Raw genomic sequence first — 14,919 nt, 5'->3', positions numbered from 1 at the left:
AACCTATTCCTCAAATCCATAATTTTAAACCTTTAGCGTCCGGCAGTTCTCTGTAACAGTTCTAACCGTCGGGGTTGAAACACCGTCTTTAATTTCCGTATTAACCTCTAGCGTAATCTCAACCTTGCTTCCATTAATAGCAGTCAAATGGCTTATAACTTCGTCAACAAGCCTACTGACCTCACGATTAATCCGCGTATTATCAAGCGTTGCCGACATATAGAAGCGTTTGTTTTTGGGTCGGACCGGTGTGGGTTGCGTTCCCGAGGTAATCACTTGAGTCTCAGTACGGTACTCAGGGAGCTGTCTCTTTACCATCCGGTTGAACCGGCACGGTTGAGCTTCCATAGGTAGTCACTGGGATTGCACCGACTTGGATTTCTGCTTTAGTTCTTTCTTTTGCTTCCTGTTCAATCTGCGCTTCTGCAATTGCTACTTTGACCAATAAACAATTACGATCAATTACGCCAATATACTGATTGAATTTAAGGTCCAAATAGCGTCCCTCACTTACCCCTTCGGCTAGTGCAAAATATTCCATTGAGTTCAGTCCGCTGCGTACCGCTTCTTCCAAAACTGCATAGGAAGAAAGACGCGGGAGATAACAATAGGTACAAAGGTAATCCCTTAATGTCTTTCGTGCTGCCAACGGTTATTCTTTCAAGCGGGGCCACCCCATTCCCTCCCCATCTGAGTTTTATCTTTTTGAATTTTTTCCTGTTATCTTGACAAATAAACATCTACTTTTTATCCTAATATAAACTCTGTTATATCGTCTACCCAAACATGCAATAAGCTCAGACAAAATAATAGAATTACTCGAATTTATTCAACTAAACCTTCTTGACTGATTTCAACCTTCTTTTTTGCTTTTACCATTCTGATCCTTTCTTAACGCCTAATTAGGGCTTGCTAACCGAATCCTTTTTATTCGTTCGATTACGCAAATACACCAATATCTGTAATTTGAAAATACCTCTTCAAAATTTGGACAAAAAGAACTCTGAGCTTATGCTCCAAGTTCATGACAAAGAATTGCATGCTAATCATGCACTCTGCTGTTTCTTTCAACTTAGCATAAACACGATCAAGGCCATATTTCCTTTTACCTTCGCCAAACTTGCCTTCTACCGCATTACGCATCTTGGCATCCATCCGTTCAATGGCCTTCTCTACTTTTTTCAGGGCATCTCCTGAGGGCCTGCCTAGTTTGGGACCGCTGAGCCGGATGTTGTGGTTTTTGCAATACGCCAGATTTTTGCGGTTACGGTATATCTTGTCGGCCAGCACCGCCTCAGGATAGCATCCAGTACGGGCTCTGTAACGCTCTACGCTATCTATCAATGTTTCTGCTTCATTAAACGCGTCCCAAGACAATTTTTCGATGCGGCAGAATCCCTTCTCGATGCTTATGGCTACCTTAGCCCCGAATTCTACTTTGGCACTGGCTTTGCCGCGTACAATCGGTCGGACATGATCCTGATAGAGGTTGACGATTCGATCCGGTATCTGATGTTGTTTTGTCTTATACATTGTTTCCTGCTGCTCAATTACGGTTCGAATGGTTTCCAATAACTTGACTTGTCGGTTGCTTAAGGCTTCAAAGCCTGAGGGAATTTCTTTCAGCATTTGGTCAACGTGGCGAAGGTTTCTTTTACAATATTGCAATTGCTGCTTGATGCCTTTTCTAAGTTGCTTCTTTCTCGGACTCCGCTGTTTAGACACACTCAGATAAGCTTTTCTCGCTTTTTCACGGTAAGTTCTCGGCCGTTTGGTTGCTTTACCCTTCGCTTTATGAAGCGTATCAATGATCTCATCCAGTTTCTCGCGGGATTCGTTAAGCAGTCCGAGGTCTGTCGGATATTTTATATCGGCCGGTGTGCAGGTGGCATCAAGGATCAACATACCTTGATTCGGTTTGGATTCCTCCGAATCAGAGTCAGCAGGGGTTTTCTTCTCTTCCTTATCCGCATCCGGAAGATTAGGTCCTTGTTGATCATCATCGTTCTTCTCGGCTTCCTTTTCAGTTGTTTTTGCCGCCCGCTCAGCTAAAGCAATGCGCTCGTTGATTTTAGCCATGCGGTCTTTCTTAAAGCGCTTGCGAAATTTCACCAGGGCGACTGGAGTCAAAGGACGAGTCAATTGAAACTCCTTGAGGCCTATGAACCATTGGAGATAAGGATTCTCCGTAATCTGCTGAACCGTTTCACGGTCAGTATAACCGCAGCGAGCTTGGATGATTAACGTACCGAGTGCCATACGGACCGGTTTGGCCACATTGCCACGATCACTCGGAAACATATGGGCGTATTCTTTTTCATACTCATCCCAAGGAATTATATTAGCTAATTGAACCCAACGATTTTCGGGATCCAGTTTCCCCGAAAAAGGCAGGATGAAATCATCTATGGTTAGCTGGGGACTCGGTTTACGGTACATTTTCAACCTCCAAGTGCACGGTTTTTTTAATCTAAATTCATATTTCCTTGCACTAAAGATTCGACGTAAATGCCCAAAAACCCTTGTAAAATCAGGTTTTTCCCTGGCGTTTAGCACTCGTTAGCAAGCCCTAATTATAGAGTAATCTTTGGACTAATCCTTGTCGCAACCCGAGTATAAACATCAATATCAACAGCACTGTCAATTTCAAAGGAAACCATCAATCCATAGGGAACAGAACCTGCGAAATTATCATCAGCAACATTGGCGCAATTCACTTTAAGCTGAATTCCATCGTCATCGCCCCAAACAACGATCTGATTATTTTCAAAAATCTCATGCTGTAAACTTCCTCTTCTTACCGCTGTCCAATCAGCATTTATGCGTTTGTCAATCAAGTGCTTTTTTGCACCTTCTATTGAAAACCACAAATGGGCGGAGCGATAGGATTGACGCGCAGGCGTGATTGGACAAAAACTCGCCATTGTCGCCGTCAAGCGGCGCAATATTTTTTCGCGGCTGAATTCTTCGAATGGCAGCGGTAAATCGAAAAGGTGAGCCTGCCCATCCTTTAATTCGCCATAGCCGATTAAAGTGATACGATTCCTGGCACACTCAACTGCCTTTTCAATATTCGGTTTTCCGTACCCAAAAAATCTGTACATATAATCCGTAGCTCTGGGAGGGTTGCCGAGAGCCGGATTGAATTTCTCGAATAACTCCCCCCACTCCGCTCCATGCACCAACATGGCATTGATTAGCAATGCGGCATAATCATGAGGCAATGATTCGCCCGCTCCATCAAAAACATCCACTAATGTATCGTAACAGCGGGATGATTCATGAGAGGTCAGTGCGGCAGCATTGCTTGTCCCATAGGAATACATAATTTTTTCAGAGCCTCCTGCTATATTAAAGGGAGCTGCCGAAACAGTGCCCGGCGCTCTCGTTAACGAGACCCGCCAAGGCAGTTTTGTTCCGTCTAGCGGATGTTGCATCAAGGTATTTCTGCCCCCATCAAAAATGATGTCAGGCTTAATGGAATTATTCAAACCACGGCCTAGGGCGCTGATCGGACTGACCATCCCGGCTGAGCAAGGAAGAACTTGCCGCGCAAGCGGTGTGAAAGACGATTCATCAGAAAAGGCCGCTCCCACAGTTAAAGCATTGACGCTTTCTGCTGGTGCCAGCAAGCGGCGTATGCGAGCGTTGTCATTTAAATGCCGAACGATAACAACATCCCGCTCTTCCTCTGTAAGGCCGGAAAAATCAGCAAAGGACATTGCAACATCGATGTCCTCTAAATGATTTCCTGCGCTGACGATAAACAGGACTCTGTATTGATAGCTTAACCAGTCCAGCAGACGAGCTAAAGGGCTCATTAATCTGTCAAATATTTTGCTCGGAAAACCAATGGAAAGATTGATAACCCTCACGCTGGGAGCGACACGCCCTGCAAGTGGTTCAAAAAGCCTGCGTACGGCTTCATGAATTTTATCTACGATTAAAATATCGCCGGGGATTTCTTCCCAAATTCTGCCACCCACATTAACGGATTTCATAATGGGACGAACATAAATCTTATGGGTGACTTGATGCATTATATTATTCAGATCCCCATGGGCAATCAGAGAAGCCATAGAGGTTCCGTGTTTTCGGGCCGGTACAGTATAATGGACAGCAAAATTGTCAGGATCGTCAACGTTCAATAAGCCGTTCAGGTAAGGATGGTTTTCTTGAGGCAATCCGTCAAATAAGGCAATAATCGGTTCATCATTAATCGTGACAGGCATGTTAACCTGCAGAGTACTGTCCCCAATATTATCGTCTGAAATAATCACACTTTGTCCGACAGACTGAAAAAACATGATTTGTTCGGCGGCAGCAACCGCCACCTCACGCCTGGCAATAATGTCTTCAACGATTTGCCGCGGCAGTGATGCCAATAGTGCATGATAATGAATCTTGTCAATCACACTACGCCCCAATATACTGCCACCTGCTTCACGGATTAGTGCCGTTAAATTATCTTCGCGTTGTATCTGAATTTCCTTTGATTTTCGGTAAAACAGTTCAATTTCACATTTTACTGTGCTTAATTCAGGCTCTAACTGCAAATCATCTTGCCAGGCTTCTAAAATTCCGGTTTCTTCGATACGCTCTTTATAACCCCAAAAGTGGATATCGATCAGCTGCTTAAAAACATCCTTAAAACCAGTTTTACCTTTAGGGAAACTCATATTGGGATTTCTGGCAAATTGCTTCCATAATGATAAAATTTCCTCAAGGGCGCGGTTATTGGCCAATACACAATATACCTTGCCGGAAAACGCGGTTTTCCTTTCATCTCTGGAACTCTTCTTTGTCTTTTTATCTTCCTTATAGACAAAAAAATCATCCGAAACAGCTATATCCGCCGACGAATCAAATATCCACTCTACATCATCACCAAGATTTTTAACGGCTGTATAAAAAGACTTTAAATCGCCGGAAACTTCAAAGACAAGGGTCTTCTCCGGCTGAATTCCTGTGGGTGACTGCTGAATCAGGATTCTATTATGATCGATTGCATCTTGGAGAGCCGCCAGTTTGGGTTCAAGACGGACAACCTGTCTGGGAATGTGAGGGAAAGTTTATTTTAGGCGCACCGCCACCTTTGTTGTTTCTATTGGCTGGGTTGGGTGTTCCAAATAAAATAATCGGTCTTTCCGGTCTTCCGGTCATTATTCATCACCTTCTCCTCCCTGGCTATTATCTCTATTTTCCTGGAGTCCTGATAAATAAAGCTTTAGTTCAGCCCGAGTAATATCTTTGGCATTGCCATCCGGACTTCTGAGAATATACCTTCGGTAAACAGATAAAGCGAATTCCTCAGCTTCAGCATAACTTTTGCCCAGAAATTTTTTGGCTAAGGTAGAAGGTTCTAAGCCAAAATCAAAGCCGGTACGTTTTTTAAACTGGGCAAACCACATTTCCAGCTCCCGGCGGGAAGGCTTGGGCAGGGATAAGCGCAGTTGAAAACGCCTCCAAGCGGCTCTGTCCAGCAGCGCATCGTGATTCGTTGCCGCAATAACGATGACATAACTTGGCAAAGCGTCAATTTGCAGCAGTAAAGAACTAACGACCCTTTTTATTTCCCCGGTTTCATGGGTATCGCCACGCTCTTTGCCGAGAGTTTCAAACTCATCAAAGAACAAGACGCATTGTCTTGTCTTAGCGTAATCAAACAGCTTCCCAAGCCGTGAAGCCGTCTCTCCGAGATAAGCGCCAACAATGCTTTCATACTTTACCGTCAGGAAAGGAAGCATCAGCTCTTCGGCCAATGCTTCAGCCAATGATGTTTTCCCATTTCCGGGAGGCCCCACCAGGAGAATTTTATTGCGGGGCTCTAAGCCATACGAATGCAGCAAATCAGCTCTTGATTGCTCTTCGATTAAGTCCCGGCAGCTGACCAATACTGACTGTGGGAGCAGCAATTGATCCAATTTTCTTTCAGGGATTTTCTCTATGAAAAGATTCTGTCCCCCATTGCCATTTCTGACGAAAGGAACTGAACTATCCCGGGCCAAGGATCTATTTGACGTCTTAAGTATCTCTTCAATCTTATTGGCCAACACTCCATGTTGCTTTGCGCGTTCTTCCGCACAAATAGTCTCCGCTACTTTTCGAAAATTCAAGTTGTCGTTGCTAAGACCATATTTGATTAATTCATAGAGCAGATCTGCTCTTGCCATATTTAACACACCTTTTCTTGACCAGGATATTAGTTGATTTCATTGGCAGGTCAGTCAGGTTTTCCTTGCCATTACTTCTCGTTGTTTCTTTCTACTTTCTGATCGTTCCATCCTTAATATGGAACTGAATATTGCGTTCTTGACAAAAAGCGATGACTTTCTCAGCCTGTTCATTGTAGAAAGCACGGTGTGCCGTGTATGCGCTGATTTCCTTACTGTAGTTCGTGCGACCGAAGATTATTTTATCGGTGAAAGCAATCTCCTCTAAAATTCCGCTTAAATCCTGCTCCATCAGATTCGGTGTCGGGTACGGCTCAACACTGACCCAGGTTTTACAACCCTTGTCATGCAGGGCTCTTAGAGCGGCAAGGCGATCCTGGTAGGAAGCCGCTCCCGGTTCGATCCGTTCACGGTATGTCTCGTCAAGGGAAATAAATGTGATACCATACTCGTTCTCTTGGGAATAGTCGTCCAGGACAGCGGGTAATAGTCCCTTTGTAAGAACGGTACACTTAATGCCTGCTTCATTTAGTCTCTTGATTGCATCAAGGCTCATCTTTTCTATCTCATCGTACCCGTACATGAACGGATCAGTGGTGAAGCAAAGCTGTACGGACTTGATTTTGGATTTCAGCCGCGGGATTTCCCGGTCAAGGATTTCCAGCGTATTACTTACCAGATACGGCTCCAGCCATTCCTCGTATGAAGCCACCTGCCCGAAACGTTTCTTTTGTAAAAATGCATAGCAGGGATACTTACAGCCATGAGCGCAGCCAAGAACGTGGTTCATGGTGTAGTCTCCATATTCCACGCCGGTTACGTAGAGCATAGATTTGCGTTCTATGTATCCTTTTACCACTTTCATGGTTTGCGCCTCCTTATAATAATTTTTTTGTCTTTACTTTCCTCCCAAAACGCAGACGGTCTTCCCCTCTCAGTAAAAGCCGGAGTTCTCACAATGTCAATATCTCGGCTTACCTTTAATTCTTCCAGCATGGTGTATATCATTTTAAACTCACACAACATGCCATAGTCATTAACAAAAGCGGAAAGAAGTTTCGTAAGACCTATATCACCTGGAAGCCGGGACAGGTGTTCCTTTAACTTTACCTTGATTTGATCTACTGTCATGAGTTCATTTTCCACAGTAGACGATACTGTCGGGTCGATATCAAAAAGCGTCAATTGCCCATCCTGCTGTACATTGATGAACAATTCGTCTTTTCTCTTCTGCATATTCTGCGCCATAAGGAAGCAGCCATCCTCGTGGTCACAAACATGAATCATACGATACTTTGGACGCTGACCAGCTTTCAATCGAATTGGCATGTCGAGAACATACCCATATCTCTGCCGCAAACGCTGCTTGTATTCAGTCGATAGCCGTCTTTCAGCTTGATATCCGTTTATCTTTCCCGCCTGATAATCCAGCACGATGGCTCTCCAGTAATCTCCGCCGGCAATACTGGTCAGCAATTCCTCAGATTGCTTTGATGCGTTTACAGGGGTAGGCTCATATTCTACAAGGTCATCTAAATCGCGGACAGCCTCATCGCTCTGATAGTCAACACTCATTACCCGGCAGGCATCGCGGAAGAACCCAAACGAGTTGAAGTTAATCAACATCTCTAAAGTGCCAAGGCCGAGGATCTTGAACTTATCAAACAGAGCGGAGTCCAATGCCTTAATCCCATAGGGGTCTATGTATAAGAATACGTTGACCCCTCGCTTGTTTGATAGAAGTCCCTCAATCTTATCTTCGTATTTCCCTGAAACGATATTTGGATTCCCGTAGCGATTGTTAAAGCCGGCAATATTCGCTCTCAATTCTTGGGCGTGGTTGAGGTCTATAAAGCAAGTATCAATCTTGCCGCTTTGCACCTTTGTCCTGCTCAGGCAATCATCCCGCGCTTGCAAAGCAATAATAGGTGAACCAGGGTTGCCGTCCTCGAATTTTCCTTTTCCGGCAAAGCAGTCGACATAGAAGATAGGCTGACCTGTCTTTAGCACCTTCTGGAAATACGGTGTCAGATAACAGCCAAGAAGCTGGTCTTTAATTTCAGACCAGTGATTTTTTGTTTTGAAGAAATCCTTGTTATCCTTCGGCATGTTATCTTCCCCCGTTCTCTAATAGCGGCAGGGATATTGGATACATTTTCATGCTTGTTATATCTTGGTGAATTTCTCTATGGCTCCACAATAATCCTTTTTTGCTTTAATATTTTTAGTTTCCTCAACGTAGGAAATCTCATACTTTACGCTCCGACACAAGCCTGGTTTATCCACTCAGATCCTCATCACCAGCAACAATTAAACCTATCGAATTCGATAGGTTTAATTAAATATTATACACATTGTACCAAACATTTGTTCTCGTTTCAATGCATGTTGGAAATAATATCCTTATCATCTAAACAAAAGCACACTTTTATGCTGTGACTTGACAAACTGTATTATATTCCTTCACGAAGATAATAAGTAGGGTTGGAATTTCTACTATACTCATCAAAGGCGTACACTCAGCGATAAGGTTTCTTATTTTCAGTAAGCCCAACCAAATAGTCAATGTTGGTTTTATAAAACTGGGCGAGTTTAATCATGATATTCAGCGGAACATCACGCTCTCCTCGCTCATATTTAGAATACAAAGATTGATCACACATCAGGTATTGTGCAACTTGCTGCTGGGTTAGATCATGATCTTCTCGAACATCACGTATTTTTAAGCGCATTATCATCACCAAAGCAAGTATATCTTAGGACGCTTAGTCCTATTGACATATTGGACTATTTGTCCTAAAATGACTCAAAACCCCTGATGTTGGAGGAGATATTTTGTTTACCATCGGCATTTGCGATGACAGGCCTTTGTCCCGTCGCTTATTGGAAGCATTAATTCATCTATACGAAGAAGAAAAGGATGTTTTATTTAATATCTACGAATTCAGCAGCGGCGAGGAGCTTCTCGCAGAAATTGAAAAGCAGGGATTGGCTTTTGACCTCCTCTTTCTTAATAACAGCATGAAAAAGCTGAGCGGTCTTGAAACCGCCAGACAAATACGGCTATCTAAGTCAACGTCAGCCTGCAGTATAGTATTTGTGACATCCGCAGAGGATCACGCTCAATTCATGCCGGTCAAACCTTTACAACTCCCCCCCTTCTACTTCCCCATCCTCTCCTCCATGGTCTTAATCAAAAACCCATTCAGCATTTTCGCATACTCCCCATGCACCTGGGCATCAACCTTTGCCAGCAAATCCATCTCATAACTCAGTTCCTTGAACGCTTTCTCCAAGCTCTCGAAGCAAAAAGCGATTTTAGACGTGAGCAGCTTGATCTGGGCAGCCGCCAGCTGATTGCTCACCCTTTGGTAGCTCTTTAAATTCGAATTTTCCACCAGCTTCTTATTCTCCATGGTCTTTTTCTCAACATCCTGCTGTAGCTCTTCCTTAGACTTCCGCAATTCACCGGTTTCTTTTTTCAGGTTGTCCCGCTCCTGGGCCAGCCGGGTGTTTTTCTCCTTTTCCTCAGCCAGGGCTTCCTTGAGACCTGCCTTTTCCTTTTGGAACTGTTTCATCTCATTAACTGCCTGCTCCAGCTCACGGGTGGTCATACTTTCAATATCTATGTCACGGATAAATTGCGCCCGGTCCTCTTCCGGCACCCCCAGAAGAATAAGGGCGTGAGTATAGCTCAAATTAGGCAGTTCCCGGCCCAAGACTCCGGCGTCGCCTAAAGGGGACTGTTCTCTCCCAAACTCCTCGTAGAGGCGCATCAATTTTTCAGCCCGGTTCTGGGAAAAGCCGACTTCCTCTTTCAGCCACTTGCCCCATTCCCCATACTTGATCAGACCCTTAGCTTCTGCCAGCCGCCGGCCGATTTCGATAAAGTTGTTAAGCACCATTTTCTCGGTCTGGTGTTTGATGATATTAATTTCAGCCGCGATTAAAAACGGCGTACGCTCCGGGATAATATCCCCCATATGATTTCACGGATCCTTTCTCTTCATTTATCCACATCATATGGGATTATCCCGGCAAGGGTGAAACGTCTTCTCCCGGGCTTGTACCAAGAATCTTACGCGCGTAAGATTCTTGGTACAAGCCCTAATCTATGTCATGACAAGCAGGAAGCTTGTGTAACCTTTTGAGAGGACAACTCATACATTATACAGACGGTCATACTTCAAACATCCTATCAATCCTGAGAAAGGAGGAGAGGGTAATGGCTGTGCAAGCTACTCCTTTGAATTCGGCCCTGGTCGTTGTCTACCAGGCCGGACTCACCGCTCTGGGCGCACCAATCAAGAAACAAAAAAGCCTGAATTACCTGAGGTTCGACGCCTCGGAACAGGCTCTTTACGATGCGGCTTATACTTTATTCGGCCTGTCCCAGAATCCGGTGCTGGACGTACTCAACCGGAAGACTGTTGAACTCACTGAGGAATAAACCTCAGAAACTAAATCTATGAAAGAGGAGGTAGGGACAAAATGGCCCTATCATCAACCAAGGTTGTCAGATTAACCTTTAGTACCGCAGGGGGCAAGACCTTTGCCATTACTATTGATAATCCAAAGGAGGACCTGCAGCCGGCTGAGGTTATGGCTGCTATGAATTCCCTTATTGACAGCGATATATTCTTAACACCCAGTGGGGCCCTGACGGGAATACGGGATATAAAGGTCATCGATACGACAACGAATGACCTTTACGACCCTCCCCAGGCTTAACTGTTCAAAGGGAAAAGAAACTGCCGGCAGGGTCATAGCTGCCGGCAGTTTTCTTCACGATAAAGGGTCTTTTTCTCAACATCCAACCACAGTTCCTGCCGGGATTTCCGCAAATCGCTGTTTCATGAAAAAAATAAGCTATTCATTTCGATATCTTACTTCCTGCTCATGGGATGCCCCAGCTCTCTTTGTATTCTGACCACCAAGGCATCAACTTTGCGGTTCTGTGTCATAACTGCCTCATCCTGTATGATCGGGATGCCTTTTTTATGGCTTCCTCAACAAGCTTGTGCAGCTTTTCTGTTTCTCTTCTCAGCCTTTCATCCAGAGATATTTTTCCCATGCTAAAATCTCCTTCTGCCCCGCCATTAATTTATTTACAATGCGGGAATTGTAACTATTAAGAAACTATGCGACGGATTCGGAATCAGTGTACGGGAATTTTTTGACTCCGATTTGTTTTCTGATCTGGAGCAAGAAATAAAATAGCTGTCATACAACTGAATTAACCTGGCAAGAGTGACAACCTTCTCCTGGCATGTACCAAGAATCTTACGCGCGTAAGATTCTTGGTACATGCCCGAAAAACTGACTATTTAAATTCTTACTATGCCGACCTCCAATGAGACAAAGGCTTCCCCGGGAGAAATAAATCTCGGGAAAGCCTTTGTTGTTATATGCCTATTCTTTCTCCCAATCAGGATATGTTTCAGGACGTCAGTGGTTTTTCCATAGCCGGCGGAGGCGGTAACCAGCATCAGTTTGGCTTTCAGCAATGCTCTGCCCCCTCCTCCCCTGCTTTGTGACTTATCCATTTCTACACAATCATCTGAGGTTGTGAAACCAGCCTTACACAGCAATAATACACCGGTTTCTTCCGGCCATTTTACCCCGATAGAGAGCCTCATCGGACTTGGCGATCAGAATGTCCAAGGAAGAGTTTTCCCGGTATTGGCATAAGCCAAAGGTCATAGTAATTTCTTTGCCGATGTCTGGGTACCGGTATTCCTCCACAGCTCTGCGAATCTCATTAAACTTGTCCGGAATTGAATCCAATTGCGCCGTCTCCAAGACTATCAGGAATTCCTCGCCGCCCCAGCGGCCGACAAAACCACAGTCGCCAATGGCTGTGCTTAGTATTCCTGATAACAGCACCAGGATTTCGTCCCCTTTAACATGCCCGTACTGATCGTTAATCTCTTTAAAATGATCAATATCCGCCAGGCAAATGTAAAAGTCCCTTTTCTGTTCAATAAGCTCCTTGATTTTGGTAAAGGCCGACCGTCTGTTCGGTAATTTGGTCAGATAATCTGTTTTAGACATGACTTCCATTTCCTTCAGAGCATTCTCTAAATCGGCAGTCCGTTCCTGAACCAGGGATTCAAGCTTAGTGTTCATATACTTAAGATCTGCCAAAATAGCTTTATTCTCCACAGTGAGCTGCTCAGCCCTGGTAAAGGCACCGGAAAATCTGGCCGACAAGGTATAAGCCTGGGTAAAGGTAAAGACTGCCACACCGAGGGGAATCAGGGAAGGAGTATTGGCCAGGGTGATTTGGTAAATAAAATCATTGATAAAGGTAGCCCCTAAAACAGCGAAACCCAGCAAGACGATTCTGGCGAACGGAACCCCCTGCCAGGTGCCAATAACCAAACGCATCATGGCATAGCCTAATAAGACAATTGCCGGGACAGCATAAATCATCAATAGCCTGTCGGCAGAACTGTAAGGAACCCAGAGGATGAAAACAGCGGACAGCAATCCCAGAGCAATACTGATTCTCACGAACCATCGGGCCAGCAGGCCGGCCAAAGCATAATGCAAGAATCCGCACAAAGCTGAGAAACCAATAAACACAGATAAATAAGCCATCCGCCCGTATACAAAAAAACTCAGCTGCCAATGACTTGGCAAAAACCGCTCTCCCACCAATAACATGCGGAGTGCAAACAAGAGACAAAAAACTCCGAAAAACAAGGGTGCCCGATCCTTTGTCCGCATAATGTACAGGCCAAAATGATAGATGGCCATGATGAGCAGCATACCAAAGAGGAACAGATCCCGGCCTAAGCCCAACTGTCCTTCCCGGGAAATCTGGGCAGCCAAGCCGATTTTGGGTGCCACCATGGTACAATCTTGGGCTGTAAAATCCGCTGTATGATAAATGAGCTCCACTTCATTACTTTCCGGATTAAAATAGGTGGTGAGGATATTGTAATAAGGAAGGCTATTCTCCCCGCTGGTTCCGACTTTGCCCACTTCACCCTGCAGGTTGCCGTCAATGTAAAGTTTAAAGGATGTCAGGATGATATCTGTTCTCAGGCCATAGGTTTGCTTGCCTTCAGGCAGTTTTATAACCAGCCTCAGAGTGCCGTAGAATTTGTTGTCCGCAAATGGCTTGACGCCCTCCATACTCTTTACGGTGCTGGGTATTTGAAGAGGGGTTGGAGTCGACAGAAGGTCATGGCCCTGCACAAAGTCTTCGTGGGTCAGAAACCGATTGAAGTAAAAGGACCAGGTACCGGCTAAACTGACAACTCCATCCTTCTCGAAAGACCAATTGCTTAAGTCTAGCACACCGTTGCTGGGCTTGGGTGGCTGGACGGCAGTTGCTGTCTTGAAAAACAACGCCGCAGGTAAAAGGATAATCAGCGCCAGAATTGCGCAGAGCGCTGCGATTTTCTTTTTCATACTATCCATCTCTACTTATTCAGTCTGGCCCCGTTAGTAAAGTAAAAAGGCTGCAAGACAGGTATGTTATCGCCTTTGTTAAAGTCATCGGGGCAATACCCGTTAGGTACGTAGTCCTGAGAGATGAAGCCCAACGCCATGAAGGTCTCTGCCGTTAATTCACTGCAGAACACTTCCGTATCGGGAGCCGGTTTATTAAAAGATCTGCCGTCTATGTAGTATTTCAAGGCGTTTTCAGCCGATGGAAAGCCCCGGTCATGAACTTTATTCATGAAATCCTTCAGTGCTGCCAGCTCCCGTTGCTGTAGCGAGCGGTTCAGATATTTGACCAGAAAATGCGTATCGTAATGTTGCTTGACATCCACGCCGATCCGATCTTGCAGTGCTACGAGCATGGGGCCGTTTACTTTAGGTTGGCCTGTCAGGTAATCCGTCAGGCCGTCACCGGAGGCTGTTGACTCCCAAAACAGAGGACCTTCAACCGTCAGACCGATGTCCTGGGGTAAAACAACCATACCTACGTGTGACCAGTATGACCATTCAATCAATTCGATCAGCTTACTTGTGGTTTGAACGCCATGGAATAAAATCAGATCCCCGGTTTTGAGGCTGTCTTTTACAGCGTTGTATGAAATTTCTCTCATCATAAGCATAATCATCCTTTTATTCTTTTTTTCGAGTTAACCTTTAGTTTTTCCACCTGAATTCCTTATTTCCTTCCAGGACATTGAAAAAAAGTAAAAAACCCTTAGCCAGCAATAGAGACAGGGAGCCTTAAAATTGACAAAAGCAACCCAAGCTGAGAGGAAAATCACCTTTCAGCTTGGTTACAATGTCTCGCAATTGTCTCAATCACCAAATAAATTATCACAGTTTTGAGAGATTCTGTCCCAAGTATGGGAAAAGGCAGCTCTTAAAGCTGCCTTTCTATCCACTTCTCGTCATGGGGAACAACAAGGGCGCTGTCGCAGTCTACGGCGTTATATGCTTATTCTTCCTCCCCATCAGGATATTGTTCTAAAGTTCCCCCAGCCACTGAGCCTGCCACTTGATCCGCTGCCTGGCCAGGTCCAGTTCCGGCTTGCTAGTTGCTGCTTTCTTCAAATGTTTGTGGCTCTGTCACTTTAGAAATCTGCATTATTTTCGCACAGCCCATTTCTTTGAACCTGATGATGATTAGTGATACTATAAATCAAAAGCGAGGGATTGGTCATGACCAAACAGCGAATCTATGCCATGAGTGTCGCAAACGTCTATCCCCTTTATGTTGCAAAAGCGGAGAAAAAAGAACGTACGAAAGCAGAAGTTAATGAAATCATCCGTT

Annotated in this window: 14 protein-coding genes and 3 pseudogenes; 5 read left to right on the top strand and 12 right to left on the bottom strand. The window is 44.8% G+C overall.

The features are described from left to right. Positions 1–24: 24 nt before the first annotated feature. The 8 genes from DESYODRAFT_RS28100 to DESYODRAFT_RS09250 form a co-directional block, all read right to left on the bottom strand. Positions 25–318, bottom strand: coding sequence for a hypothetical protein (locus tag DESYODRAFT_RS28100; RefSeq protein WP_157137146.1), 294 nt, complete (start codon positions 316–318; stop codon positions 25–27). After that, positions 296–649 carry a hypothetical protein gene (locus DESYODRAFT_RS09280; RefSeq protein ID WP_042338393.1) on the bottom strand — a complete coding sequence of 118 codons (354 nt, stop codon included), beginning with the start codon at positions 647–649 and terminating at the stop codon, positions 296–298. The genes DESYODRAFT_RS28100 and DESYODRAFT_RS09280 overlap by 23 nt, the downstream gene beginning before the upstream one ends. 290 nt (positions 650–939) lie before the next feature. Beyond that, the gene (locus DESYODRAFT_RS09275; RefSeq protein WP_007782200.1) at positions 940–2,439 is read right to left on the bottom strand and encodes an IS5 family transposase; all 1,500 of its coding nucleotides are present in this window, start codon (positions 2,437–2,439) and stop codon (positions 940–942) included. Between the two features lie 134 nt (positions 2,440–2,573). Continuing rightward, positions 2,574–4,745, bottom strand: coding sequence for a S8 family peptidase (locus tag DESYODRAFT_RS09270; protein WP_242833588.1), 2,172 nt, complete (start codon positions 4,743–4,745; stop codon positions 2,574–2,576). Between the two features lie 417 nt (positions 4,746–5,162). Continuing rightward, positions 5,163–6,173 (bottom strand): AAA family ATPase, encoded by a 1,011-nt coding sequence (locus DESYODRAFT_RS09265; protein WP_007782195.1) that lies wholly within the window; start codon positions 6,171–6,173, stop codon positions 5,163–5,165. A 91-nt stretch (positions 6,174–6,264) separates the two neighbouring features. Further along, positions 6,265–7,038, bottom strand: coding sequence for a radical SAM protein (locus DESYODRAFT_RS09260; RefSeq protein ID WP_007782194.1), 774 nt, complete (start codon positions 7,036–7,038; stop codon positions 6,265–6,267). Continuing rightward, on the bottom strand, positions 7,035–8,282 hold the full coding sequence (gene tcmP / locus DESYODRAFT_RS09255; protein WP_007782193.1) for a three-Cys-motif partner protein TcmP: 1,248 nt from the start codon (positions 8,280–8,282) through the stop codon (positions 7,035–7,037). The genes DESYODRAFT_RS09260 and tcmP overlap by 4 nt, the downstream gene beginning before the upstream one ends. A gap of 410 nt (positions 8,283–8,692) precedes the next feature. Then, on the bottom strand, positions 8,693–8,905 hold the full coding sequence (locus DESYODRAFT_RS09250) for a helix-turn-helix domain-containing protein (protein WP_207636364.1): 213 nt from the start codon (positions 8,903–8,905) through the stop codon (positions 8,693–8,695). A gap of 103 nt (positions 8,906–9,008) precedes the next feature. Between DESYODRAFT_RS09250 and DESYODRAFT_RS27230 the strand changes: the two are divergent. After that, positions 9,009–9,326: pseudogene (locus DESYODRAFT_RS27230) on the top strand (LytR/AlgR family response regulator transcription factor); the annotation flags it as partial. Between the two features lie 8 nt (positions 9,327–9,334). On the opposite strand, the gene DESYODRAFT_RS09245 reads toward DESYODRAFT_RS27230, so the two are convergent. Then, the gene (locus DESYODRAFT_RS09245; protein ID WP_007782186.1) at positions 9,335–10,156 is read right to left on the bottom strand and encodes a DUF3102 domain-containing protein; all 822 of its coding nucleotides are present in this window, start codon (positions 10,154–10,156) and stop codon (positions 9,335–9,337) included. Positions 10,157–10,398: 242 nt separating this feature from the next. Between DESYODRAFT_RS09245 and DESYODRAFT_RS09240 the strand changes: the two genes are divergently transcribed. From DESYODRAFT_RS09240 to DESYODRAFT_RS29105, 3 genes and pseudogenes are all read left to right on the top strand, one after another. After that, positions 10,399–10,623, top strand: coding sequence for a DUF1659 domain-containing protein (locus DESYODRAFT_RS09240; protein ID WP_007782185.1), 225 nt, complete (start codon positions 10,399–10,401; stop codon positions 10,621–10,623). A gap of 41 nt (positions 10,624–10,664) precedes the next feature. Then, complete coding sequence (locus DESYODRAFT_RS09235; protein WP_007782183.1) at positions 10,665–10,904, top strand: DUF2922 domain-containing protein; 240 nt, start codon at positions 10,665–10,667, stop codon at positions 10,902–10,904. A 381-nt stretch (positions 10,905–11,285) separates the two neighbouring features. After that, positions 11,286–11,393: pseudogene (locus tag DESYODRAFT_RS29105) on the top strand (transcriptional regulator); the annotation flags it as partial. A gap of 107 nt (positions 11,394–11,500) precedes the next feature. Here DESYODRAFT_RS29105 and DESYODRAFT_RS09230 read toward each other — a convergent pair. The 3 genes from DESYODRAFT_RS09230 to DESYODRAFT_RS09220 form a co-directional block, all read right to left on the bottom strand. Further along, positions 11,501–11,680 (bottom strand): hypothetical protein, encoded by a 180-nt coding sequence (locus DESYODRAFT_RS09230; protein WP_042338391.1) that lies wholly within the window; start codon positions 11,678–11,680, stop codon positions 11,501–11,503. 73 nt (positions 11,681–11,753) lie between these two features. Continuing rightward, positions 11,754–13,595, bottom strand: coding sequence for a sensor domain-containing diguanylate cyclase (locus tag DESYODRAFT_RS09225; RefSeq protein WP_007782181.1), 1,842 nt, complete (start codon positions 13,593–13,595; stop codon positions 11,754–11,756). A gap of 11 nt (positions 13,596–13,606) precedes the next feature. Continuing rightward, positions 13,607–14,242 (bottom strand): hypothetical protein, encoded by a 636-nt coding sequence (locus DESYODRAFT_RS09220; protein WP_242833587.1) that lies wholly within the window; start codon positions 14,240–14,242, stop codon positions 13,607–13,609. A 565-nt stretch (positions 14,243–14,807) separates the two neighbouring features. Here DESYODRAFT_RS09220 and DESYODRAFT_RS29745 point away from each other — a divergent pair. Next, positions 14,808–14,918 (top strand): annotated as a pseudogene (locus DESYODRAFT_RS29745) (DUF2200 family protein); the annotation flags it as partial. Position 14,919 lies beyond the last annotated feature (1 nt).

It is taken from the genome of Desulfosporosinus youngiae DSM 17734 (assembly GCF_000244895.1).
In the GTDB taxonomy this organism is placed as follows: Bacteria; Bacillota; Desulfitobacteriia; order Desulfitobacteriales; family Desulfitobacteriaceae; genus Desulfosporosinus; species Desulfosporosinus youngiae.
Note: the sequence above shows the minus strand (reverse complement) of the source record. Positions and strands in the feature narration are given on the sequence as shown.

Coding starts and splice junctions, on each gene's coding strand:
- DESYODRAFT_RS28100 (WP_157137146.1), bottom strand. CDS start 318: ATGGTAAAGAGACAGCTCCCTGAGTACCGTACTGAGACTCAAGTGATT.
- DESYODRAFT_RS09275 (WP_007782200.1), bottom strand. CDS start 2,439: ATGTACCGTAAACCGAGTCCCCAGCTAACCATAGATGATTTCATCCTG.
- DESYODRAFT_RS09265 (WP_007782195.1), bottom strand. CDS start 6,173: ATGGCAAGAGCAGATCTGCTCTATGAATTAATCAAATATGGTCTTAGC.
- DESYODRAFT_RS09260 (WP_007782194.1), bottom strand. CDS start 7,038: ATGAAAGTGGTAAAAGGATACATAGAACGCAAATCTATGCTCTACGTA.
- tcmP (WP_007782193.1), bottom strand. CDS start 8,282: ATGCCGAAGGATAACAAGGATTTCTTCAAAACAAAAAATCACTGGTCT.
- DESYODRAFT_RS09250 (WP_207636364.1), bottom strand. CDS start 8,905: ATGCGCTTAAAAATACGTGATGTTCGAGAAGATCATGATCTAACCCAG.
- DESYODRAFT_RS09245 (WP_007782186.1), bottom strand. CDS start 10,156: ATGGGGGATATTATCCCGGAGCGTACGCCGTTTTTAATCGCGGCTGAA.
- DESYODRAFT_RS09240 (WP_007782185.1), top strand. CDS start 10,399: ATGGCTGTGCAAGCTACTCCTTTGAATTCGGCCCTGGTCGTTGTCTAC.
- DESYODRAFT_RS09235 (WP_007782183.1), top strand. CDS start 10,665: ATGGCCCTATCATCAACCAAGGTTGTCAGATTAACCTTTAGTACCGCA.
- DESYODRAFT_RS09225 (WP_007782181.1), bottom strand. CDS start 13,595: ATGAAAAAGAAAATCGCAGCGCTCTGCGCAATTCTGGCGCTGATTATC.
- DESYODRAFT_RS09220 (WP_242833587.1), bottom strand. CDS start 14,242: ATGATGAGAGAAATTTCATACAACGCTGTAAAAGACAGCCTCAAAACC.